Here is a 22487-nt window from a genome sequence, read left to right as displayed (position 1 = left end):
TCTTCCTCATTTTTGAGGGCGCAGGTGTCTTTGCGCCCCCAACTAATTTGAGTCTTAGTTGTCAGCTACAACTTAAAGATCGAAGGAGACTTTGTACTTGGGATCGCTTGGAGGAACATTACGATTCACTAAATCAGAGACTGTTTTGGTATTTTGGATAATTTCCCAACCAACCTCAGAAAAAGTTTCCTTATTGAAGACTTTAGGCGATAACAAAGGATTAGTTAAAGCTTGGGAGAAAGCATCAATGCCAATTATCCGTGCTACTAAAGGCGGAATTGCTGAATTTTCCCGCACATCTTCAGCGTACAATCCGACAAATAGTTCAATCTTATCAACATGACCGTACAACTCTTTTAATTTCTGTTGAGCGTATTCGTCACCCGTAATTTGATTGAAATCAGTCACCCTGGGATAACCACACATTTCGCGGTAATCGTTATAACTGGCTAACTGCGCCTGCCGTCCGAGTTTAACAGATGCTAGTTCGGTAGCATCAATAAATGTATAAGGTGTTCCTGCGATCTTAAAATCAGGTGTGTTAAACAAACCAATTCTAGTGCCTGGTTGGGAACAAGTTTCTTCCATCAATGCACCCAACCCTTTATCGATTAACATCTGATTATTCCAGAGGGAATCGTACATGGATTTTTCTTTCCCGTCATAGGTAAAGGTTTCAGGAACCGCACTATGCCAGCGATAGACAAAACTAAACTCAATCGCCATCCAATTTTCTCGATACCAACTTTCCTTGGTAAAAGCTTCAGGATCGGCAAAGAACCTAAAATTATAGGGCGTAATGTGGAAAATGTACTCTTCCATAATGATATTGAGAACAATCACCATGAGAATATTTCTCGCGGTTTGGAAGAGCCTCTCGTCGTCCCATTCTGGATAGCTTTTTGACAAAACATCGCAAATTCGATTATGCTCCCTGATACATAAAGTGTTGAGCATGACATAGCCAACTTGGACGTTTGCCCGTTCAACTCCCATTGCAAATAGCTTGCTTTTCTTTTCGGGGGATTGTCTTTTCTCATCATTAAGGGGTGCATGAAGACCTTCAAATTGAGGATCGATAATACCCTGCTCAGGATCGGCATAATAAAAGAGTGGATATTCTTCTTCTACGCCATCTTTGCGCTTGAGTTTTTGGGTTTTAAATTTACCGTCTTTGAAAGCTCTGAGCATATTTGTTTGTTTGCGGGTCAACCCGTAAACATTACACATATCAATCTGATGGTTGGAGGTATTTTTGAAGCGGTTTTGCTGATCGATCCGCAGAAAACTATCTGTAAACCACTGCACCCAATAGGGAAAGAGCAGAGTCGATTTGTCTGAATAAATGGTTTTTCCATCTCTTTTTTGAAATAAGGTCTTTAATTTACCCAGTGGTGGTAAATTCCCTTCTTTGTTAAATTCGGGGTCGGGAGGTAAATGTCGCCCAGTATAAGTCTTGTCTGTAAGTGAATCCCAAGAGATGTAGGTATCAGTTTTTTTTGGAATATCTGTCCCTGGAATTTTGGGATCTAAGCCCATTAAGCTATAGGGAAGCGGGCGAGTCGGAAGTTTGTAAATGATGCTATTGAGAAAAAATTTGTTTAGTTTACGTTTCAGAGGCTCGTAACTTTGAACTAAGTTCCAAATTGGTTTGAAATGAGTCAACGTATATGCTAAAGCTTTGTTGCTAAATCCATCTCTAGATGTATCTCTTTTCATGATTGCTTTTCCTTTGTTGTAGATGAGATAGTCTTATTAGGTTCCGTTCTGAGAGCTTGATAAATTTTTATCATTTTTCTATATTATCAATTATTTTGGAGAGAATTTTTTGCAGATTCTTAGGTCGATAGTCTTGGCGTTTTTTTAATCGATTGATCGTGCTTTCGTGAAGATCCTCAATAGCATCGCCCACCTCGCGGAACTTGATTCCTGCCAATTTGAAGAACCCAGGATTGTTTTTAAAATCAATCTCATAATTGGGATTGATACCTGTGGGAATGGCACTTGGATCGAATTCAAGCCCCAATCCCAGGTTACGGGTTGAATCGATCATCCATTGTAAGGCGGCATCTGATAAACCGCTGTATTCTTTCGTTCCACCGCCGATGCAGATATGCGAGCCGGGAAACCAAACTTGAATAACCCGCTGGTTCTCAATATCAGGATTTTTTTTCATAGGCGTAACATCAAAGATTTCGCGAACTTCGTCGATCGCAACGGCGTGCAACGCATTTTGAATTAACTTATTTAAAGTGGTGTCGTGGAATCTGTACCTTTTCTTGAGCTGTTCGTCATACTTCTTGAAGGCGGGTAGAGTAGGAATACCAAGGGCTCCAACGGTGTCGAAACAACCAAGCAAGGTAATCGGGACGCGATCGCCGTAATCTTCGCGGTAATTGGCTGCTACCCGATCCTTTGGTTTAATGTCTCGTTTACGGTAAAGCTCGTAAGCTTCTGATGCCCTGGTAATATGAGGGCGGGATAGGAGACCGGAGCAATAAATCATCCCGGTTAGACTCCTGACTGTGTAAGCACCGCGACTGAACCCGAATAGATATATTTCGTCACCCTTCTCATAGTTGAGAGAAAGAAAACGATAGGCATCTTGTATATTTTTATCGATTCCCAGTCCAGTGGCTCCGCCCAAAATCTTGTTACTATCCGCTCCAACTCCTTCGTCATAAAACACGATTTGCGGAACCCCGTCACTGGCGGTCGATTTCACTGCCTGGGCAAGTTTAATCACATTACTTGGGTAACTACTATTGAGTTGTTGCCAAGTGCCATCACAGCAAACGATTAGACGTTTCATTTTTACTTGTCTCTCTTTGAATCGGAAATTTGAGAGCGATCTGTCATTGGTCATCGGTTACAAGAGAATTGCCAATTCCCCTTTTTGTATGGCGTCAGGCGATCGCTGCTAGTTTTTGGATCGAAATTGTTATGTGGGTGGGCAATCTTTAGTTATTTCGATTGTCAGGATAGTAGTCTCAAACCACCACCTAGTTGAGTTTATTGTATTAAAATGTGAATAATATTTATATTTCTTAATACAAAAAGGGCTGAGCGTGAGATCGTAGGTTTGGTTCTGAGAAAATGCTCGATTATCCTAAAACGTAAAAAATTCAGAGCGTGAAATCGTAGGTTTGCTTCAGGGAAAATGCTCGATTATCGTAACATAAGTAGTGATACGACGCCCTAGCTAACGAACCTTTAAACACATTTACGGTCTGCACAGTGAGTTTTTAGAACAGCTATATATTATCGATTTGTCGGTTGGCTGCAAGATAATAGTGAGATATTTGCCGCACATCAGATTTAGGCGATGTTTTAGGTTAATTTTTGTCTCAGTCACTCTCAGGTTTTCTGCGATCTGCTTGAAGTTTTTAACAATCTGTGGGCTTTTCTGGTTTCTCGATCGGTAAATTTGTGCGAAAATTTCCTAGCCCCGATTAAATTTAAAACGTCCCAAAGTGGGGACGATCGACCGCAGCGACTGGCTACGAGGTTCTCGCACCAAAATCAAAGGCAGCAAGCCTACCAGCCTCACAGCAGCCGAGAGGGCAAACAGTGAGCCCAAACTCATACCAGGAAGTTGGGCAAGAAAGCCGCCGGCGGTAGTTCCCAAAGCCCCAGCTAATCCCGAAACAGCAGCGCCGATCGCAAAATAAGTCGAAGGTTGCTCGATCAACGCGAGCTCCATTTGAATATTGTTAGTACACAGCCCGATCGCCCCTAAAGTCGTTCCCCCCAACAAGTGCAGCAGCGGCAGCCACACCCAGAGGGCAAACGGGTAATTGCCCGTACCCAACCACAGCAAAGGGGTTACAGCCACCACCAGCCCAACCGCAATTAGCAGCGGACGATTCCCCCAGCGATCGGCCAACTTACCCCAAAACATCAGCAGCAGTAGATTTGCGCCGGAACTTAAGCTGGTGTAAATCGTTACAAAACTCACATCCAAGCTTAAATCTTTCAGCAAGTAGATATTAAAAAAAGGCGCGCTGAGATTAACTGCAAATGTCCATAGGCTGAAGTAAAGAATAAACATTAAAAAATTAGAATCTTTCAGCACAGAAGGCACAAAATCTGTTATTTGCTTTTCTTTTTTCTTTGTAAGTCGATCGTTCAGTGCATTTTTTTTGTATACCTGGGGATTCACATCAACCATGAAGGATTGACACCCCAAACTAATCATTCCCGCCAAAACACCCACCAATAAAACAATACCGTAGCCCAAAATTGGGCCGCCGTCCCAAGTTGACACTCCCAATCCCATCAACGGCACTCCCAGCAAAGTGATGAGGCTGACAGCACTGTTGCGAAAGCCAAAATAGCGTCCCCGCAAGCGCTGAGGAACCACAGCAGCCATCCAACTGAACCAGCTAGAATTGGCAAAAGCTGCCAGCACGCTAGCTGCTACGACTGTTACCAGTGTCCATTGCAGCAGTTGGCGGGGATCTTGGTGCTGGGAACCCCAAACAATTGCCACCGCCAGCACCAGCCACAGCAGCCGCGAAACGCTGAATACAAATAGGTTGTACGAGCGGCGGGTGGTTGTCCGATCTGCGATGTAGGCTCCTAATGGTTGCAGGAGATTTACCACCATCGGAATAGCAAAGAATATACCTATTTCCACGCTACTCGCGCCGAGTTGCAGCAAGAAGTTGCTCAGCAGCACGCCGGTGGTCGCCGACTCGAAGATAGTGGCAAAAACGCCGTCTAGAGTTGAGGCTTTCAGGGTCGATCGAACGTCTTTTTTGGAAAATTTGAGAGCTATTTTTGGAGAGAGAACGAGCTGAAATATTTTCGGGTCTACTATTTCTACTATTTCTGCAGTCTGAAGAGATAGAGGTTCATTTAACTCTGCAACTGGTTCAACCATAGTCAATCGATTTTAGATTTTAGGTTTTAGATTGTAGATTGGATAATTGAAGTAACAGGGTTAGATAAAACCAGCCCCACCTTCAAGAGGCTAGCTCGAAAGTAGGACTGGCACGTCCGGGTAATTCAGATCAATATAAATGACTTGCAATCGCTAGGACATCAACCGGTTGGGAGATATAAATTTGCTAATTGTAAACAAGTAGGTTTTAGGGCTTAACAAGGAAGCGATCGCAGCATTTCGCCTGCCAACAATTGCTCGAATTCCGCCTCAAACAAGTCGCCCCAAGGGCCAAAACAAATTTCGCCCGATCCTCGACTCGGCTCTGACACATTTACGGCTAGGTAAATCTATAGAATGAAAGACGATCGACTTGCCGAGTATAGCTGCTAACGATTTGTACCTAATTCCTGGAATCCGTTTGTTCAGCCCCAGCGCTCGCGATCGAGATTCCGGGTTTTTTGTGAAAATCGCCCGCACCGGCCCGTAAGCCTTCGGAGTGGGTTGTTGGCGATCCTCTACGTTGGCGTAGCCCCCGTAGGGGCGGGCTCCGCTAACGCACCTCAACAAAAGTGTGGCTGCGATCAGCAACTGGGAGAACCAAATGATTACTTGACAAAAATTACCCTAACTGCTGATAATAACAAACCCTAAAATTAAGCTTAAATGTTTGAGGGGTATCACTGCTACGGCGTGATGTCGATCGCCAGCCAATTTACGGATTTCTGAATTACAACGTGACAAAAACTCAACCTTTATCGGGGTATACACTGCCAGTATTTGCCTGTGCGGCCGCACTTGCAGCTTTGCGGTGCTTACGCGCAGGTATTCAGTCTCTAGATAGCGTATCAGTCAATTTACTGGAACCGCAAATAACTGCAGAAATTCCGATCGAACAGGCGTCTGTACTCAAAACTGATACCGCTTTAGGAGTGACTCGCTCAGATCCGGGCGACAATCTCGATCTGACTCGAAATACCCCCGTTTGGGCAATGGTGGAATTGGGGAATTGGGAAGAGGGAGAGCAGATTGTGATTCTCGGCGGTGAAGGTATAGGGCGTCACACAGTCGGTGGAGGGGCGGCGATCTATGATTACGCAATGCGACTGTTGCGATCGAATCTGAGCCGAGAACTCGCAGGGGGAGAAAAAATTACTGTCACCCTGATTCTGCCGTCTGGGCGGCAACTAGCCACCCGCACTTCTAACGAAGCTTTCGGCGTGGTAGAAGGACTTTCGCTGCTGGGTACAACGGGCATTTCTCAACCGCTGAGCGCCCCTGGACAGTTGGAAGTTTACCGCGAACAACTGCAACAAAAAGCCGAACTGTTTGACTGTTTGGTTTTCTGCATCGGCGAAAACGGCTTGGATTTGGCGCGACAACTGGGGATTAATCGTGAGAGGTTAGTCAAAACCGCTAACTGGCTCGGCCCGCTGCTGGTAGAAGCCGGATATCAGGGCGTGCAGTCAATTTTGCTGTTTGGCTATCACGGGAAACTGATGAAATTGGCGGCGGGAATTTTTCACACTCACCACCACCTCGCTGACGGGCGCAGGGAAATTCTCACAGCTTACTGTGCTAAGGCTGGAATGCCGGCTGATGCGTGTTCCGCAATTTTTGCCGCAGCGACAGCCGAAGAGGCTCTCGGGCAACTGCGGGCTTTAGACGCCGAGTTTGGGAGCAATTGGGTCGATCTAATTTACGGCGACATCGCCCGACAAATAGACTTGCGGTCATCGGATTGCATTTTTACTCACACTAACTTGCACATCCCCGTGGGCTCGGTGATGTTCGGGCGCGATCGCAAAATTATTGTTAAAAGTGACATAGGAGATACATTTTTGACCCAAATTTGTTAATGTAGTGTGAATATCCCTGAATTCTGTTTAAAACATCGGTCAGGGATAATATTTAACAAGTAATAATTCTCTGTCCCTAAACCTTAATTATACTAGGTTGCTTCGGGAAGCTATTTCTGAAGCAAGAATTCAATTAATTAGGGTAAGGATCGAAGTAAATCTATGGCCCTGTACCCGATTAATCGACTAACATCGCTGACGGCAATCTAGTATCAATAAGATTTATTCCTAGCGACCAATGGTTCCTAGTCTTCCTTAGAATTGTACTGAGAGCGCGACAGATACGTCCGCTACTTTCTGCCCAATTAGCACTTAGCAATTACGCAATAACCGTGACTACTAAAATAGAAACTGAGTCCGTTCTCACAAACTCTTTAATGCAGCAGATCGATCGCCAGATCATCGTGATTCTCGACTTCGGTTCGCAATATTCCGAACTGATTGCTCGTCGAATTCGCGAAACTCAAGTATATTCAGAAGTAATTTCTTACCGCACTACGGCAGAACAGTTAAAAGCTATCAATCCTAAAGGAATTATTCTTTCAGGAGGCCCAAGTTCTGTATACGATGAAAAAGCACCCCACTGCGACCCAGAAATTTGGAATTTGGGAATACCGGTGTTGGGAGTGTGTTACGGGATGCAGTTGATGGTAAAGCAGCTCGGAGGCACGGTTGAACGGGCTAAGTTAGCCGAATATGGCAAGGCATCGCTATTTATTGACGATCCTACAGATTTGCTGACAAATGTCGAAGAAGGCAGCACGATGTGGATGAGCCACGGAGACTCGTGTACTCAACTGCCACCGGGTTTTGAAATCCTCGCTCACACAGACAATACTCCGTGTGCTGCTGTGGCTAACCACGAGAAAAATTTGTACGGGGTTCAGTTTCACCCCGAAGTAGTTCACTCGATCGGGGGAATAGCTTTAATTCGCAATTTTGTTTACCACATTTGCGAGTGCGAACCGACTTGGACGACTGCTACTTTTGTGGAGGAATCGATTCGCGAAATTCGCGCGCAAGTGGGAGATAAACGAGTTTTGCTGGCTCTATCGGGCGGTGTAGATTCTTCTACTTTGGCTTTCTTGCTGCATAAGGCGATCGGCGACCAACTTACCTGTATGTTTATCGATCAAGGGTTTATGCGGAAGTATGAACCAGAACGGTTGGTAAAATTATTTAAAGAGCAATTCCACATTGACGTTGAGTATGTCAATGCTCGCGAACGGTTTTTAGCTCAACTTGAAGGGATTACCGATCCTGAAGTAAAACGCAAGCGGATCGGTCACGAATTTATCAACGTATTTGAAGAAGAATCGAAGCGTCTGGGCCCCTTTGACTACCTCGCACAAGGTACTCTTTATCCTGATGTGATTGAGTCGGCTGACACGAATGCAGACCCCAAAAGTGGCGAGCGAGTTGCTGTTAAAATTAAAAGCCACCACAACGTCGGCGGTTTGCCGAAAAATTTGCGATTTAAGCTGATTGAACCGCTGCGAAAACTGTTTAAGGATGAGGTGCGAAAAGTCGGCCGGTCGATCGGGCTTCCCGAAGAAATAGTGAACCGACAACCTTTCCCCGGCCCGGGATTGGCGATTCGGATTATCGGAGAAGTTACCTCCGAGAGACTAAATATTTTGCGGGATGCTGACTTCATTGTTCGCCAAGAAATTAACCGGCACGGATTGTACGGTGAACTTTGGCAAGCTTTTGCAGTTTTGCTACCGATTCGCAGTGTAGGCGTGATGGGCGATCAGCGCACTTATGCTTATCCGATCGTCTTGCGATTTATTAAGAGTGAAGACGGGATGACGGCTGATTGGGCGCGGGTTCCTTACGATTTGTTGGAACTGATCTCGAATCGGATTGTGAATGAGGTTAAGGGGGTGAACCGAGTGGTTTACGATATTACTTCTAAGCCACCGGGAACGATCGAGTGGGAGTGATTTCTAGTTAGCGATTAAGTAGGCGGACTAATTTTTTTGTCTGTCTACTTATTTTGATTTTGGATAAAAAGTCAACAGTCGTTACTTGTTGACAAGTGATTGAAGAAGAGGTAGTTCTTCCTATGAAGGTCTGAAACATTTGCACAGCAAGAGGTTCAGACTCGTGAAAAACGAAAATTATCACTGTGACACTTGAAGGGCCGAAGGTTGGTTCTAACTGACATCTTGCACCATTCTCGATAAGCATTTTAGGAACAGGCTTTTCGGCCTGTTCCACAAGAAAATTCACTCTTTGTGGAACAGGCCGAAAAGCCTGTTCTTGAGAAGGGTGCAAGATGTGGGTTCTAATTGTTCCACCGCTGCATTAGTTTCAATGTTGTGACTTCGATCACTGGTAACACGGACTTGGTTCACCGAAGATTTTCAGTATTATCACGGAAAAAAACCAGCACCATCACTTGCTCTTAGGAGAAACCACGAGATGATTAAGGTGTCGAGTTCAAAACAATCCCATGTATCCAGTTAATCTTCTCCCCGGCGCTATCAACGAATTAATTGCCACTGTCACCGATACTCACCGCGTTACCAAGGCTGACCGCTACGGCATGATGGCCGCCATCCTCGATGAGTCTATCAGTGAAGAAGAACGTGGCTCACTCGATCGTCTGATTCGCTCCCTAGTCAAAGGTAGGATTCAAGTCAGTGATGAACTCTCCATCGTCTCGTAAGCAGAAAGCTCGTTGAGAACTCGACACTCTACAAGAGCTTTCGATTGGGAAAGTTTAGACCAGTCACTGATATTGCGATCGTCCTTTACAAGGATAGCTTTTTGTATCATGCACTTTTGACATAGACGATTAGCGTTGGGAACTTCATAAACATTATGACGGATACCATCCAGCATCTCATCACAAATTTGGGTAGAAACCCCGTCCTTTTAGGACGGCTTTATATTAGAATGTAATTGGTCAACGACCCACCCGAGACGATGGATCAAACAGCCTATACGAGCGAAGTTCAGCCCGAGGTGCTGGCGGCGAAGCAAAATCGGTAGACCGGGAAAAGAGGATAGGGCAATGGAAGTCTAACCCTAGAATCAAAACAGGAGAAGAATTCCGTTTGGTATTCGACACGTAAAAACCGCAGGGCTTGCGGGGTTAGTCTGTGGAGCGAACATAAGACCAAAACTCTTTGAGGGTGGAGGCAGTTGCGAAGAAGCAGAAACTTAAGTCGCGAGGCTTAAGAATCACCGTACCTTCAGGTCAGTGAGTATGTCAATGAGCCACACATTCAAGATTTGGGTGGATTCCAAGCCCGTCACTTGCTTCCCTCAGACGTTTTAGCACTGGTAGGCCCGTTCATCTTTTTTGACCATCTCGGCCCTGCGGTGTTTCCACCCGGCCGGGGCGTGGATGTCAGACCGCATCCGCACATCAACTTAGCAACCGTCACCTACCTGTTTGAAGGTGTTTTGCTGCATCGTGATAGTGTGGGCAGCGTTCAAGAAATCCGTCAGGCGTGCGGTGAACTGGATGACGGCAGGGCGAGGCATTGTCCACTCCGAACGCACGCCTGACGACGATCGCAGCAAAGAAGCCATCCTGCATGGCATTCAAACTTGGATAGCCCTTCCCCATGAATACGAAGAAACCGACCCCTGGTTTCGGCATCATCCGGCAACTGAACTGCCTGTTTGGGAGTCGGACTTAAGTGCCAAATAGTTTGCTAAACTTATCTACAGTTGATTGCCGAGAAGAAGTTCCATGTTTGCCGTCAAGCGAGCGCTCAAATTGAATAACAGCGAAGCGACCTTGATGGCAAAACACGCAGGATTTAGGCGAGTTGTTTTCAATTTAGGATTGAGCCTGCGAGTCCAAATGTACGGTGAGGGCAATTTTTCTGACTCAAAGGTTATCGGCGAAGTCAAGAAAGTTCTTACCAACCACGTCAAGAAACAACCTGAATGCGCTTGGATGAACCAGTTGTCTTCTCGTGTTTACCAAAACGCTTTGATTGACTTGAAAGAAGCGTTCAGTCGGTATCGTTTGGGGAAAGCCGGCCATCCGAAATTTGCCAGCCGCCGAGACGGGCAATCATTCACGGTTGATTCTTCTAATGGCAAAGTTTTGCTAAGTGCTGGTAACACCATCAAGATTCCTACTTTGGGGACTTTTCGGCTTCACGAGCCACTCCCGTGTGGATTTGCATCTCAAACTTTTACCATTTCAAAAGAAGGAAATCGCTGGTTCGTCTCTTTCTGTGTTGATGCCCAACGCCTGCCAATTCAACAGCCTGATAGTTCTGTAGGAATTGATGTAGGTGTCAAATATGCGGCCACCCTGTCAAACAGTCAAGTGTTTGATGCGCCAAAACCGCTCAAGCAAGCGAAAACCAAGCTTGCTACTTTACAGCGCAAGGCGTCAAGACAAATAAAAGGTTCTCGCAACCAACGCAAAACTTACAACAAGATCGGCAGACTCCACGCACGGATAGCCTGCATTCGTAAAGACTTCCTTCACAAGTTGACGACTTATTTAGCGAAAACTTTCAAGTTAATTAAGATAGAAGACTTGAATGTTAAAGGATTGCTGGCAAATCACAAGTTGGCAGGGGCAATATCCGACTTAGGGTTTTACGAATTCAGGCGACAGCTAGAGTATAAGTGCAAAATGTATGGAGCAAGCTTAGTGCTGGTAGATCGATGGTTCCCCAGTTCTAAGATTTGTGCCAATTGCGGGCATAAAAAAGATATGCCTTTGCAAGTGAGGACTTATGATTGTCCTGCTTGCGGCGTGTCAATAGATCGCGATTTGAATGCTAGCTTGAATATTTTGAATTGGGAACCCAAGGCTATTGGGGGATAGCCTGCTTATCTTGGGATGGCCGACCACCCAACAGCGCAGGAAGTGAGTTCTGAATTGCGACTAAAGATGGCTTTAGTCAAGTTTGGGTAAGTTTTACGAAGCAGGACGCAGGAGTTTCGTTCACCCTGATTGCGGGTGAGGCATACGATCGCACTTCCCCAGTTCAAATATTTTCACCCATGATTTATCTGGACGTGCAACTGACTGCTGGAAGAGAATTTACCTTACCGGGCCATTACAGCGAACAGGCGGTTTACAGCGTAACAGAGGGGCTTGCGATCGATGGAGAGCCTCTGGAACAACATCGGTTAGCGGTTCTAAATTCAGGCACTGAAGTAAACATTTCTGCTTCAGCCAAGGCTCGTTGTATTGTGATTGGCGGTGAACCTGTTGGTGAGCGCCATAAGTGGTGGAATTTTGTTTCGAGTCGGCACTCGCGCATTGAGCAAGCTAAACTCGATTGGAGAGAGGGACGCTTTGCTCAGGTTCCTCAAGAGACAGAGTTTATTCCGCTGCCCGAAGAGCCACCTTCTCAAGCAGAGCAACCGTTGTGAATAACCGCAGAGATTTAACTTTAAAAACTGTTTTTTGATGCATAATTTGTCTTTTTTACTCTAATCTTCACGAATATTATTTCAAAATCGGCGTTGCTTAATCAGGGTATGAAAAAAATCAGTGGGAAATCGGGAAGCTTTGTGGGTACTGGTTTATATGACTTGCATATTGAGCTTTTCATACCGTAAATCAGCAACGCCCTATCTGCCTATATTGCGCTTCATTCGATCGAGTTCTTCGTCTGCTTCCCAGCGTTGAAACTTTTCTTCTAAAGGATCTGCCGCATTAAAACTGTTATAATTTGAACTCTGATTCCAACCCTTTGTATCCCAATTTGGCTCTGTTTTAGTGGTAGGGCGAGTTGCGGCTTCTGCCGCTTTGGCTCGGACTTCTTTTCGCCGTACTTGAATTTGGCGGTACAGTTCTTTTGCTTTTTCAATCCGTTCTTTGCAGCCTTGCATTTGACCCCAGCGCTGATTTCCCTGACGCAGCAAAGCGGCTTGTCGCTCTTGGGCGGCTTGAGCTAAATCGAGCCTTTGAGCAGCTTTAGCTTTGTTGATGCGATCGTTCCAGCGCTGAATTTCTTGGGCGGCGGAGAGAATTTCGGCTTGCAGTTTTTTCTCTTGTTTTTGGATATCGAGAATCAGTCGCAGAGTGTCTTCTTCTTGTTCCTTCAGTTGTTCTTCTATTGCCTGCAATTCGAGATGGGGATTGCTACGCAAAAATTCTTCTAATCGGGTTTCTAGAAAGCGGCTGAAATCATCAAATAAGCCCATTTTTTATAATTCCTCAGTCAATCGATTTTAGGTTTTAGATTTTAGATTTTAGATTTTAGCATTGACTTGCGCGAGATAAATTCGGGGGCAAGTTTATCGGATACAGGTTTTTTATTTCTCCACACATGAATCCGGGGGGTTGTATCCTGGATGCTTTCGGTCATTAGTCATTGGTCATTAGTTATTAGTCATTGGTTCTTAGTCACTGGCGATCGATCATCGGTCATTAGTTGTCGGTTATTATAACTAACTGTTTTCAACGGTGAGGTACAGCCTCGTAATTGCCAATCACCAATTACCATTACCTAACTCATAACTAATGACTGATGACTAATGACTCATAACTGATGACTGATTAGAACTTTTGGCCGACAAAAACCGATCGCACATCTCCTCCCTTGCGAATCACTGCTTCTTGATTTTTGATTTCTGCCAGCGTCCAACCGCTAGCGCCGATGCTTTCGCCGACATAAATTCTGCGGGCTACGCCGTCTACTTCAAACAAAGCAGCCGATCGATCGCCCAACTCCAAAATCCCTACCAGCGTGTGGGCGGAAGTGGAGGCGCTGCTAACGGCCGGTGCCGATTGCTCGGGCGCGGGCGCAGATTGCTGGGCTGCTGCGGGCGCTGGTGCCGGTTCGGTTTCGCGAGCCAAAATCTTTGGCTGGGGAGACTCCGAGGGGGAAGGGGAAGCGGCGAGGGGCTCTCGATTTCCCGCAGCGGCGATCGCACGACCGGAGGCTGGAGCAGCCGGTGAGGGGGAAACTGCCGCGGTTTGAGGAGCAGCAGGAGCAGCAGGAGCCGCCGGAGCCGCAGCCACCTGAGCAGGCGGAGCCACAGTCACCTGAGCGGGGGGAGGGATCACTACGATTTGGGGTGCTGGTGCTCCCGGCTGTGCGCCGGCTTGTTCTAGGGCATCAGCGATGCGGTTGACTGCTGTCGAAAGACCTGCGGTTGCCGGCGGCGCGCCGGAAATTTGAATGCTCGGCAGCGTCCCTGGGGTGGGGGCTGCGGGAACTCCTGCAAGTTGGGGGTTAGCCTGGGGTGCTTTTTTTTGTTCGATCGCTTCTAGGGAGCGCTGCACGTATTCCACAAACGGGGTGTCTGGTGCTGTTTTGCCACTTGCTGCGGGTGTCTCTGGTGCGGGGGCGGCGGGCAAGCGCACGAGTCCCGACCTGCTCGCGAGCCATAACCCCATGACTAGCAGCAGCGACCCAAATGCTGCTCCCAGCAGCATTCTGTCGAATGATTGTTTGGACTGCTGTTTTTTGGTTGTTTCTAGGGCGACTTGGCGGGCGATCGCTTCTACGTCTTTTTCGCCCCGCTGCGACTGGGGGGGTGCCAACTGCGACAAAACTATTTGAGGTACCGAGATCGACTTGAGGGCCACGAATTCTGGCTGCACTGGTTCCGATGGCAGTCCGCCGCTGCCGTCGAATGCTCGATCGACTCCTTCAAACAGTTCGTCCATCAACCGATCGGCGTAGGACTCTACTGCCACTGCTTCGGCTGGCACTGTTTCCACCGTCGCCCTCACGGCGATCGGCTCTGACGCTGATTCCAAAGACATCTGTTCGGCGATTACTTTTTGAGGCATAGTTTTCTGTTTGCTCCCGCTCCTCGACAACCCTGAGATTCTCAACTTCAGACTTCTACAGGATACTTGTGATGTTGACCAATTCTTGGCTCAGAACAGGTCAATTGTATCTCACCCATCACCATATTTTTAGTCCTCGACCAACTTACTTTGCCCGATCGACTTTTGTTTTACCTGTTTTGTGCCTTTTCGCCCCTGTTTTCTGCTGCCAGTCTTACTTGCTTACCCTGACTTTTACTGCATATTCTACTGCTTTTGTCAACCCCACCCTCCGGGGCTTCGCAGTTTGTGACATACAGCTTTACTTGGGGCGATCGCAAAAAAAGCGGGTTTTTTGCCGCTGTTTGCGATGGCTTTGCAGCTTTGACAACGATTTCAGACTTTTATCCGTCTTAAGTTTTTGGTCAGTTTGCTTGACAGTAATGACAGGTTGCAGATTTTCTCATAACTCATGGCTGCAACAGTGGTAACAACCGCTGTAATTCCCCACAAGCTGCCTGAAGCGATAGCGGCGCATTTTCTGGTAAGCTCTGAGAATAACATCGATCGGCTAAATCCTCAACAGGGCGTTTGCAAATAGCCTCATTCTTCTCAAATTTTGCATAAGCATCCTCTTCATTCACAGTTTCTCCCTGCAAATAATCTCCCTGCAAATAGTGTATCCAAGTCTCAATATTGCGCTTGGGAACAAAAATCGCGATCGCCTCATTCGGTTCCCTATTTTCCTGCTTATGTTCATCAAGCACACTAGCTAACCAATTAAGTCTTGCTGCCAGCGTACCCGTATCTGCATCAATTAACACAACTAATCCAATCGCCACCCGGTTTCTATTCTGGCGATAAGCTTTCACTTCCGCCAGATACTGAGTGCGTACATACTGTTCTCCAGCTTGGCTACCTTTCGGACAAATATTAGCCCGAAATCTACCTGTAAAACCTCTCCTTTTTAGGAAATAACGCGCAAAAACAAACTGCTGTAGATCCTCGCAGAGAATGACAATCTGAACTCTACGCTGACTCATTCAACCATCCCCGTGCAATCAGTTCAGAAACTGGCAATCCCGAATTGTCAGCTACTTCATTGCTAATTCGTTTGACTCGAACAGCAGCATTGCTTTGACGCTCAAACCAATAGCCAATCCGTGAAGCTAAAAGATAGTTAATTAACTCAGGATGGTGAGAAATTAGTAATGCTTGAACTTTTTCCTCGCTACAAAGGTCATAAAGCTCAATCAGCCAGGGTTGAATTTCTGGTAATGCTAAAAAGTTTTCCGGTTCATCAATCCACAAGGTATAATCTTCCGATTTTGTACCGTAAATCAGCGCGTATAAAGCCACTAATGTTTTTTGTCCGTCCGACAATTCTCTGAGACGATATTCAATTGGCTTGCTGTTATCTTTTTCTCCTGAAAACCGCAGTTTTAATACCAAATTATCTTCGCTTACTCGCTCAAACTTAAAATTGTTGAATCCATCCAAAACATCTCTTAAAATATTTCCAATCTCAGCAATTTTACCTTGATCTTCAGATAAGTAGCGATACCAAGAAACAAAATTTTCCATCCGAGGACTCAAACGCATTTGTTCTTGGCTACTTTCATCAACCATCAAGCTGGGAACAACTTGCACGATGATAAATCGCGCCATCCGTTCTCTAAACCAAGTTAACTTCGTGTTGTCGTTTCTTGGCATTAATGAAGGCAGAATAGATTGCGACCAGTCAAACTGGTATTTCGGGCCCGGTGAATAATCATCTCGATAGAGTTGAACTTCGCCGAATTCAAATTGTAGTAAAGGCTGGTTATCAAAGAGCAGACTCTCGTACCTAACACGACATTTATCTCCATACTCATCGATTTGTAATTGATATTTGTAGCAGCCGCCATTACCGAGAATTTCTAGCTCGAAACGCTGAATTTGTAAAGTTTGCCAGCGGGTGAAGTCCGCAGGTTTGAAAATTCCTTCAACCTTACTGTCGCCGCTGACCAATGCTTGGATTTTCTGCAACACCTCAAAAACTGTTGATTTACCCGATCCGTTAGAACCCAGAAATAGATTAATGGCATCAAAGTCAAGTTCAAAGTTTACCAAACAGCGAAAATTGTCAATATATATTCGTTTCAGCATGGGATTATTTCACTCATAATTACTCTATAGCAATCCTAAATCATTTGTGAATTTCTTACTCCCTCCCCTTACCAAGGGGAGGGTTGGGGTGGGGTAAAAAATTTACGACTCCTGCAAGGATTGCTATAGCTCCTGTCATTATTAACAGGAGCTAAACACAACATTCGGACAACCCAAATTAACCCACCCGTTCCGCCAATTCCAACCAGCGCTCAGTCGCCCGATCGATCTCCTGCGTCAACTGAGCCAAACGATCCGATAACTTCTTCATCTCGGCAAACTCGCTCGGAGCATTGTGAGACAAAATCTTCTCAATGTCTTCTTTTTCAGCTTCCATTTTCGGGATTTGACTTTCTAATTGTTCGTATTCCCGCTTCTCATTGAAGGAGACTTTGGGAGCTTTTTGAGGGGAATTTGTGGGTTTTGAATTGTTAGATTCAACAGTACGCGTAACTTTTTCTTTTTCTTTTTGCCCTTTTATTTCCTTGGCTTCTTCGGCTTTCTTGTAATCTAAATACACTGAATAATTGCCGGGATACAAGCGCAAATTGCCGCCAGGTTCCAATGCGAAAACCATGTCGATCGTGCGATCGAGAAAATAGCGATCGTGGGACACCACAATCACGCAGCCGTTAAAATCTTCGAGATAATCCTCCAAAACCGCCAAAGTCTGCACGTCCAGGTCGTTTGTCGGTTCGTCTAAAATCAGCACGTTTGGCGCACTCATCAGCACTTTCAACAGAAATAACCGGCGCTTTTCCCCGCCAGAAAGTTTGTTAATCGGTGCATACTGTTGGTTCGGTGGAAACAGAAACTTTTCCAACATTTGAGAAGCGGTAATGATTTCGCCATCCGCCGTTTGCACCAACTCCGCCACACTTTTCAAGTATTCAATAACTCGCTGGTCTTCGTTCGGCGTCAAATCCTCTGAATGCTGGTCAAAATAACCGATATGAATGGTTGTGCCAATTTCGACAGTACCCGAATCCGGCTGAATGCGTCCGGTGATGATATCCATCAGCGTCGATTTTCCCGCACCGTTGCAGCCAATAATTCCTATCCGGTCTTCGGGTGTGAAATTGTAGGTAAAATCTTTAATTAAAGTGCGATCGCCGTAAGCTTTAGAGATATTCAGTAACTCAATCACCTTCTTACCAATCCGGCGGCCCGCTGTCGCAATTTCGACTTTGCCGTTGGCTGTTTTGAACTCCTGGGCTCGCATATCTTTAATGCGATCGATCCGAGCTTTTTGCTTGGTACTCCGCGCTTTCGGCCCGCGTTTGAGCCATTCCAATTCGCGCCGCAATACACCCGCGTGTTTGCGAACTGTGCTGGCGGCGGATTCTTCAGCTAGGGCTTTTTTCTCCAAGTAATAAGCGTAATTGCCAGCATAATTGTAAAGGTCGCCGCGATCGATCTCCAGGATGCGATTGGTAACGCGATCGAGAAAATAGCGATCGTGCGTAATCAGCAGCAAAGCACCGCGATAGCCGTTCAAATAGTTCTGCAACCACTCTACAGACAGCGCATCCAAGTGGTTTGTCGGTTCATCCATCAGCAACACATCGGGCTCGGACAACAAAGCCGTTGCTAAGGCAATTCGCTTGCGGTAGCCGCCGGACAAATCGGCAATTTTCGCATCAAAATCCTCAATCCCCAACTTGGTCAAAATCAATTTCGCCTTGGTTTCCAAATCCCACGCATCCACCTCATCAATCCGTTCAGACACCGCAGACAGACGCGCCATCAACTTGTCTGTATCGCCTTTGCCGTGGGACAATTGATCGGAAATTTCCTCGTATTCGCGCACTAAAGCCATTTGTTCGCCACTGTCGGCAAATACTTGCTCTAAGACAGTGTGATTTTCGTCTAAATCCGGCTGTTGGGGGAGATAGACAATTGTAGACCCTGGATTGACCCAGCGATCGCCAGAGTCGATCGACTCCATACCCGCAATCATTTTCAGCAGGGTTGATTTGCCGGAACCGTTGGTGCCGATGAGTCCGACTTTATCGCCTTCATCGAGGCTGAAACTGGCATCTGTCAAGAGTTCCTTGATGCCGAAGTCTTTTTTGATCGATCGTAGAGTAAAAATAGTCATGAGTATATAAAATTATCTACCTAACTTTTGACATCGGTGAGCGAATTGCGGTATTTTAGGTTATATCATATATTGTAACGCATTTGTGACACAACTATAGAAACAATCTAGACTAAAAAAGTGAATGTTCCAAATTATTTTCACACTAGACGCTTTGTTTTTCTATGATATCAGAAGTAGCACTATCAAAAAGGCGCGGTTTTCAGTTTATAGAACTGGAAGCAAATAAGGTTGGCATTCTTTTAGTCAAAGCTCCCATTGAATTAAGCAGTCCGGTGATTGCCAAAGTATTTGGTGGCAATTTAGAGCTAAACGTATGGGGTAAGCAGTATCATCCTAGTGATTGCTGGATGTCACTTATATATCAGTATAAAGGACATCCGTGGAGTATAGTTTTTCCAATCAATGTGTGTGTAGATAGCAAGGTTTCTCAGGTGTCTGAGTCATTGAAAACTCGATGCATTTATTTACAGAATGAAGATACATCAGGTTGTTCTGCGTATCAGCTATTTGAGAATGGTAAATGTATTGAAGAGTTCGAGTGGGGAGTAGATTACACCGAAGAGGTTTTTGAGATTTCACCCCAAGAATTACCGGAATATGCAGAGGAAATGGAAGCGCGGGGTACGCCCATAGCCGACGGTTGGAACCCCAAGAAATGGGATATTTATATTACCAGTGGTACTCATGTTGGTTACAAATTTCGCACTGAAGAATGCACGCTCAAAGTAACTGAAGATAGTTTAAGAGATTCGAGACTTTTTCTTGATTTTCTCCTGCGAAGGCAAGATGCTTGGTTGCCTGATTATGAATACATCCCTTGGGGAGAAATTATCAAAGCTGAAAGTGCCAACGCTGACGATTTTGTGCGCGTAGACGGGATCTACAGAACGACTAAAATAGAGAGACCAACTCCACTTAACTGGGACACTTGATATGGTTTCGTCAGAACTACTCTTGAGGTTGCGAGGGTCAAAATGAAAATAGATCGTATTACAAGCAATCCAAAGCGGATGAACGGGCAACCATGTATTCGCGATCTTCGGCTTACTGTTCGTCGAGTGATTGAGCTGCTAGCAACTTATCCCGATCGAGAAGAGCTACATCAAGAGTTTCCCGAACTAGAGGATGAAGATATCCGGCAAGCCCTAGTTTTTGTATCTTGTTACCTTGACGATCGCATCATTGAGCTACCTAATCATTATGAAGCTGTTGCTTGACCAGGGATTACCACTTTCGGCGGCAGCATTATTACGTGATGCAGGTATCGAAACCATCCATGTTGGTGAAATTGGTATGTCTCAAGCCGAAGATACCGAAATCATCCAGAAAGCCAGATTTGAGGAACGTGTGGTTGTTACACTCGATGCGGATTTTCATACATTGCTAGCACTTGATGAAGCAGCTTCTCCTTCAGTTATTCGCGTTCGGATTGAAAGGTTACGCGCCCAAGCATTAACGGATTTACTGCTGATGGTAATTGCTGAGTGCGAGGAGGATTTAGAACAAGGAGCGGCCATTTCGGTCGAGCCAAGCCGTATTCGTATTCGTCGTCTGCCACTCATACCGGATGTCTAAAAAATAGTCATCAGTATAAACAGTCATTTACGTGACCCTGATGCTCAAAAGGTTTATGTCAATCTCGATTGTCCACGCCTTCCAATGTACTATAATTCAGATACCAACCTTTGTTGGAGTATTTTTTTATGTCCTTGCAAGAGCTTAAAGAAAAAGCCAGCCAACTATCAGTCAGCGATCGCCTTGCCCTGCTAGGTGCGATCGTTCAATCCCTGCAAAGTACACCAGAAATCGAGAATTGGCAATATTTAATTGCACGTCCTCATCCTTGGCGCAAACAACTTTACATTAAGGGACGTAAATTACTGGCATCGACTATTTGGCGAGACATGACTGCCAATCAGATGTCACCCGAACAAGCTGCCGAAAATTGGGATTTACCCCTGTCTGCTATCTATGAGGCGATTGATTACTGTCAGAATAATCAAGAAATTTTAAAATTAGAAGCAGACGAGGAACGCTATCGATTGGAAGTAAAAGGAGTCCAAGTTCAGTCTACGAATGCTGCTTGACGAAGATTCTCAAGCCAAGTATTTAGTCAATCTTCTTCAGGCAGCCGGTCACGATGTAGCCACAGTCAATACATTAAATTTAATGAATCATCCAGATTCAGTCGTGCTAGACGCTGCCAGAGAAAATGAGAGAGTGCTGCTTACACGCAATTGTGATGACTTTCAGCAATTGCATCAAGCGAACCCAGAACATTCAGGAATTTTGGCAGTTTATCAAGATTCTGAAGCTTCTAAGAATATGAGTTATCAGGCGATAGTGAAGGCAATTGATAATTTAGAAACAGCCGAATATGAACTCAATAATCAGTTTGTGGTTCGGAATCAATGGAATTATTAATGAGAAATTTATGTAAAAATGCAAAATATAAGTCTCATTGTTAGCAGCTATTATACAATTTTATCGAAACCTAGTTTCTGCTAGACAAAGGAGGCTGAATGAAAACCGATCTCGCCCTGCCAATTGACCAAATCACCAAATTCTGCCAACAGTGGCAAATCATCGAACTCTCCCTCTTTGGTTCGATACTTCGTGACGACTTTCATGCAGACAGCGACATCGATATCCTAGTTGCTTTTGCCCCCACAGCCAACGGGCGTCTACTCGATCGCGCCCAAATGCAGGAAGAACTCGAAGCAGTGCTAAGTAGACGAGTCGATCTAATCAGTAAACGGGCGATCGATCGCAGTTCCAACTGGATTCGCCGCCTTTGAAATTCTCTCTACTGCTCAAACTATTTATGTCAAATAACTGGTCTCGCACTTCCTTAATCGATCGCTCTTTTTATTTCAACAACTGCTTCTCCCGTTTTACCCGTGGCGCGATCGGGTATTGATAAGAAGTCGTGCCGATCGACTGCTTAAACAGATCGGCGAAAAGTCCGTTAAGGTTATCTGTTTTCAGCCGAGATTAGGCAAGCAAAATCGTTAGCTTTCTGGGTAAGTGCAAGCGATCGCCGATTGGTGTCCAACTTAAAGATTCAACAGACAGCAGCCATCTTGGCATAGCTGGCATACGCACCTTACTTGTATCTAGAGACGGGTTGTTTCCACAATATCTGCTCTACCTTTAGGAATACATAAACCCGCCCTGATCTAACGCCACAAAAATAATGTTGTGAGTAAAAAGGCAGGGGTGGAAAGTACGAATGCAGATTGTAGGGTTTCCTTGCCTGTCATTCCCAAGTGCGATCGCCGAAGATAAGGGTATAGAAATTAAACGGCTGGTTTTCACCCGCCCTTACACAAAATGAACTCACAACTAGAACAACAAGTAACAATTCTACAAGACGAAACAGCAGCGGCAGGGAATTCAGCCAACCCAACAGTTGAAACTCATGTATTCGCCTCAGAATTTGCCACAGAGGAAAAAGTCAGAGTGGAAGAATTTAAGATTAGCGGCGACAGCCTAATTGGTAAAGTCAAAGAACTAATTCAGCAAGGAAAACTCCGCCGCCTTGTCATCAAAAACTCGCAAGGGCGGACTTTGGCAGACATTCCGCTGATGGCGGGATTGGTAGGTGGCGTTGCAGGATCAGTAGTCTTTCCCATTGCTGCTGTACTTGCTACAGTGGGGGCAGTTGCGGCTCATTTGACTGTGGCTGTCGAGCGCAAAGAATAGAGCTCTTGCAAAAATCCTTTCCCTCAATTGATGGGACGGGCTCTTCGGCCCATCCCACAAGAAAAAATA

The 22487-nt window shown here is 45.6% G+C and carries 23 protein-coding genes; 14 read left to right on the top strand and 9 right to left on the bottom strand.

The genetic code is table 11. The annotated features are described in order from the left end of the window. Window positions 1-72 precede the first annotated feature (72 nt). From QT973_RS08130 to QT973_RS08115, 4 genes are all read right to left on the bottom strand, one after another. Complete coding sequence (locus QT973_RS08130; protein ID WP_333054644.1) at window positions 73-1719, bottom strand: peroxidase family protein; 1647 nt, start codon at window positions 1717-1719, stop codon at window positions 73-75. Window positions 1720-1789: 70 nt separating this feature from the next. Further along, window positions 1790-2812 (bottom strand): DUF2235 domain-containing protein, encoded by a 1023-nt coding sequence (locus QT973_RS08125; RefSeq protein WP_333211749.1) that lies wholly within the window; start codon window positions 2810-2812, stop codon window positions 1790-1792. A 630-nt stretch (window positions 2813-3442) separates the two neighbouring features. Next, on the bottom strand, window positions 3443-4885 hold the full coding sequence (locus QT973_RS08120; protein WP_333391118.1) for an MFS transporter: 1443 nt from the start codon (window positions 4883-4885) through the stop codon (window positions 3443-3445). A gap of 270 nt (window positions 4886-5155) precedes the next feature. Next, entirely contained in the window at window positions 5156-5476 is a 321-nt protein-coding gene (locus QT973_RS08115; RefSeq protein WP_333391115.1) for a hypothetical protein, read from the bottom strand. A gap of 146 nt (window positions 5477-5622) precedes the next feature. Between QT973_RS08115 and cbiD the strand changes: the two genes are divergently transcribed. The 7 genes from cbiD to QT973_RS08080 all read left to right on the top strand — a co-directional run bounded on the left by cbiD (window position 5623) and on the right by QT973_RS08080 (window position 12108). Then, a complete protein-coding gene (gene cbiD, locus QT973_RS08110; protein WP_333211776.1) occupies window positions 5623-6744 on the top strand; it encodes a cobalt-precorrin-5B (C(1))-methyltransferase CbiD in 1122 nt (373 codons plus the stop codon). A gap of 332 nt (window positions 6745-7076) precedes the next feature. Beyond that, a complete protein-coding gene (guaA, locus tag QT973_RS08105) occupies window positions 7077-8690 on the top strand; it encodes a glutamine-hydrolyzing GMP synthase (protein ID WP_445242999.1) in 1614 nt (537 codons plus the stop codon). A gap of 512 nt (window positions 8691-9202) precedes the next feature. Next, the gene (locus QT973_RS08100) at window positions 9203-9418 is read left to right on the top strand and encodes a hypothetical protein (protein WP_333054638.1); all 216 of its coding nucleotides are present in this window, start codon (window positions 9203-9205) and stop codon (window positions 9416-9418) included. Between the two features lie 569 nt (window positions 9419-9987). Beyond that, on the top strand, window positions 9988-10266 hold the full coding sequence (locus QT973_RS08095; protein ID WP_333054637.1) for a pirin family protein: 279 nt from the start codon (window positions 9988-9990) through the stop codon (window positions 10264-10266). Further along, complete coding sequence (locus QT973_RS08090; RefSeq protein WP_333232458.1) at window positions 10223-10411, top strand: pirin family protein; 189 nt, start codon at window positions 10223-10225, stop codon at window positions 10409-10411. Before QT973_RS08095 ends, QT973_RS08090 begins: the two co-directional genes overlap by 44 nt. 42 nt (window positions 10412-10453) lie before the next feature. Further along, window positions 10454-11554: an RNA-guided endonuclease TnpB family protein gene (locus QT973_RS08085; protein ID WP_333247056.1), complete on the top strand. Its 1101-nt coding sequence runs from the start codon at window positions 10454-10456 to the stop codon at window positions 11552-11554. A gap of 179 nt (window positions 11555-11733) precedes the next feature. Further along, a complete protein-coding gene (locus QT973_RS08080; protein WP_333234240.1) occupies window positions 11734-12108 on the top strand; it encodes a pirin-like C-terminal cupin domain-containing protein in 375 nt (124 codons plus the stop codon). Between the two features lie 201 nt (window positions 12109-12309). On the opposite strand, the gene QT973_RS08075 is transcribed toward QT973_RS08080, so the two are convergent. The 5 genes from QT973_RS08075 to QT973_RS08055 form a co-directional block, all read right to left on the bottom strand. Beyond that, a complete protein-coding gene (locus QT973_RS08075) occupies window positions 12310-12885 on the bottom strand; it encodes a TIGR04376 family protein (protein ID WP_333054634.1) in 576 nt (191 codons plus the stop codon). 355 nt (window positions 12886-13240) lie between these two features. Continuing rightward, complete coding sequence (locus QT973_RS08070) at window positions 13241-14482, bottom strand: hypothetical protein (RefSeq protein WP_333391112.1); 1242 nt, start codon at window positions 14480-14482, stop codon at window positions 13241-13243. Window positions 14483-14931: 449 nt separating this feature from the next. Next, complete coding sequence (locus tag QT973_RS08065; protein ID WP_333054631.1) at window positions 14932-15504, bottom strand: hypothetical protein; 573 nt, start codon at window positions 15502-15504, stop codon at window positions 14932-14934. Beyond that, window positions 15491-16609, bottom strand: coding sequence for an AAA family ATPase (locus QT973_RS08060; protein WP_333263716.1), 1119 nt, complete (start codon window positions 16607-16609; stop codon window positions 15491-15493). Before QT973_RS08060 ends, QT973_RS08065 begins: the two co-directional genes overlap by 14 nt. Before the next feature lie 178 nt (window positions 16610-16787). Continuing rightward, window positions 16788-18710 carry an ATP-binding cassette domain-containing protein gene (locus QT973_RS08055; protein WP_333373574.1) on the bottom strand — a complete coding sequence of 641 codons (1923 nt, stop codon included), beginning with the start codon at window positions 18708-18710 and terminating at the stop codon, window positions 16788-16790. A 164-nt stretch (window positions 18711-18874) separates the two neighbouring features. On the opposite strand from QT973_RS08055, the gene QT973_RS08050 reads away from it, so the two are divergent. The 7 genes from QT973_RS08050 (at window position 18875) to QT973_RS08020 (ending at window position 22418) form a co-directional block, all read left to right on the top strand. Beyond that, on the top strand, window positions 18875-19645 hold the full coding sequence (locus QT973_RS08050) for a hypothetical protein (RefSeq protein WP_333212195.1): 771 nt from the start codon (window positions 18875-18877) through the stop codon (window positions 19643-19645). A gap of 42 nt (window positions 19646-19687) precedes the next feature. Further along, the gene (locus QT973_RS08045) at window positions 19688-19930 is read left to right on the top strand and encodes a DUF433 domain-containing protein (protein WP_333212197.1); all 243 of its coding nucleotides are present in this window, start codon (window positions 19688-19690) and stop codon (window positions 19928-19930) included. Next, a complete protein-coding gene (locus tag QT973_RS08040) occupies window positions 19914-20288 on the top strand; it encodes a DUF5615 family PIN-like protein (protein WP_333212199.1) in 375 nt (124 codons plus the stop codon). Before QT973_RS08045 ends, QT973_RS08040 begins: the two co-directional genes overlap by 17 nt. A gap of 128 nt (window positions 20289-20416) precedes the next feature. Beyond that, a complete protein-coding gene (locus tag QT973_RS08035; RefSeq protein ID WP_333212201.1) occupies window positions 20417-20800 on the top strand; it encodes a hypothetical protein in 384 nt (127 codons plus the stop codon). After that, window positions 20790-21137: a DUF5615 family PIN-like protein gene (locus QT973_RS08030; RefSeq protein ID WP_333212203.1), complete on the top strand. Its 348-nt coding sequence runs from the start codon at window positions 20790-20792 to the stop codon at window positions 21135-21137. Before QT973_RS08035 ends, QT973_RS08030 begins: the two co-directional genes overlap by 11 nt. A 98-nt stretch (window positions 21138-21235) precedes the next feature. After that, entirely contained in the window at window positions 21236-21511 is a 276-nt protein-coding gene (locus QT973_RS08025) for a nucleotidyltransferase family protein (protein ID WP_333212204.1), read from the top strand. Between the two features lie 535 nt (window positions 21512-22046). Beyond that, window positions 22047-22418 carry a DUF4342 domain-containing protein gene (locus QT973_RS08020; RefSeq protein WP_333212206.1) on the top strand — a complete coding sequence of 124 codons (372 nt, stop codon included), beginning with the start codon at window positions 22047-22049 and terminating at the stop codon, window positions 22416-22418. The last annotated feature ends 69 nt before the right edge of the window (window positions 22419-22487 follow it).

The sequence above is a fragment of the Microcoleus sp. Z1_A1 genome (genome assembly GCF_036700305.1).
Classification (GTDB): Bacteria; Cyanobacteriota; Cyanobacteriia; order Cyanobacteriales; family Microcoleaceae; genus Microcoleus.
Note: the sequence above shows the minus strand (reverse complement) of the source record. Positions and strands in the feature narration are given on the sequence as shown.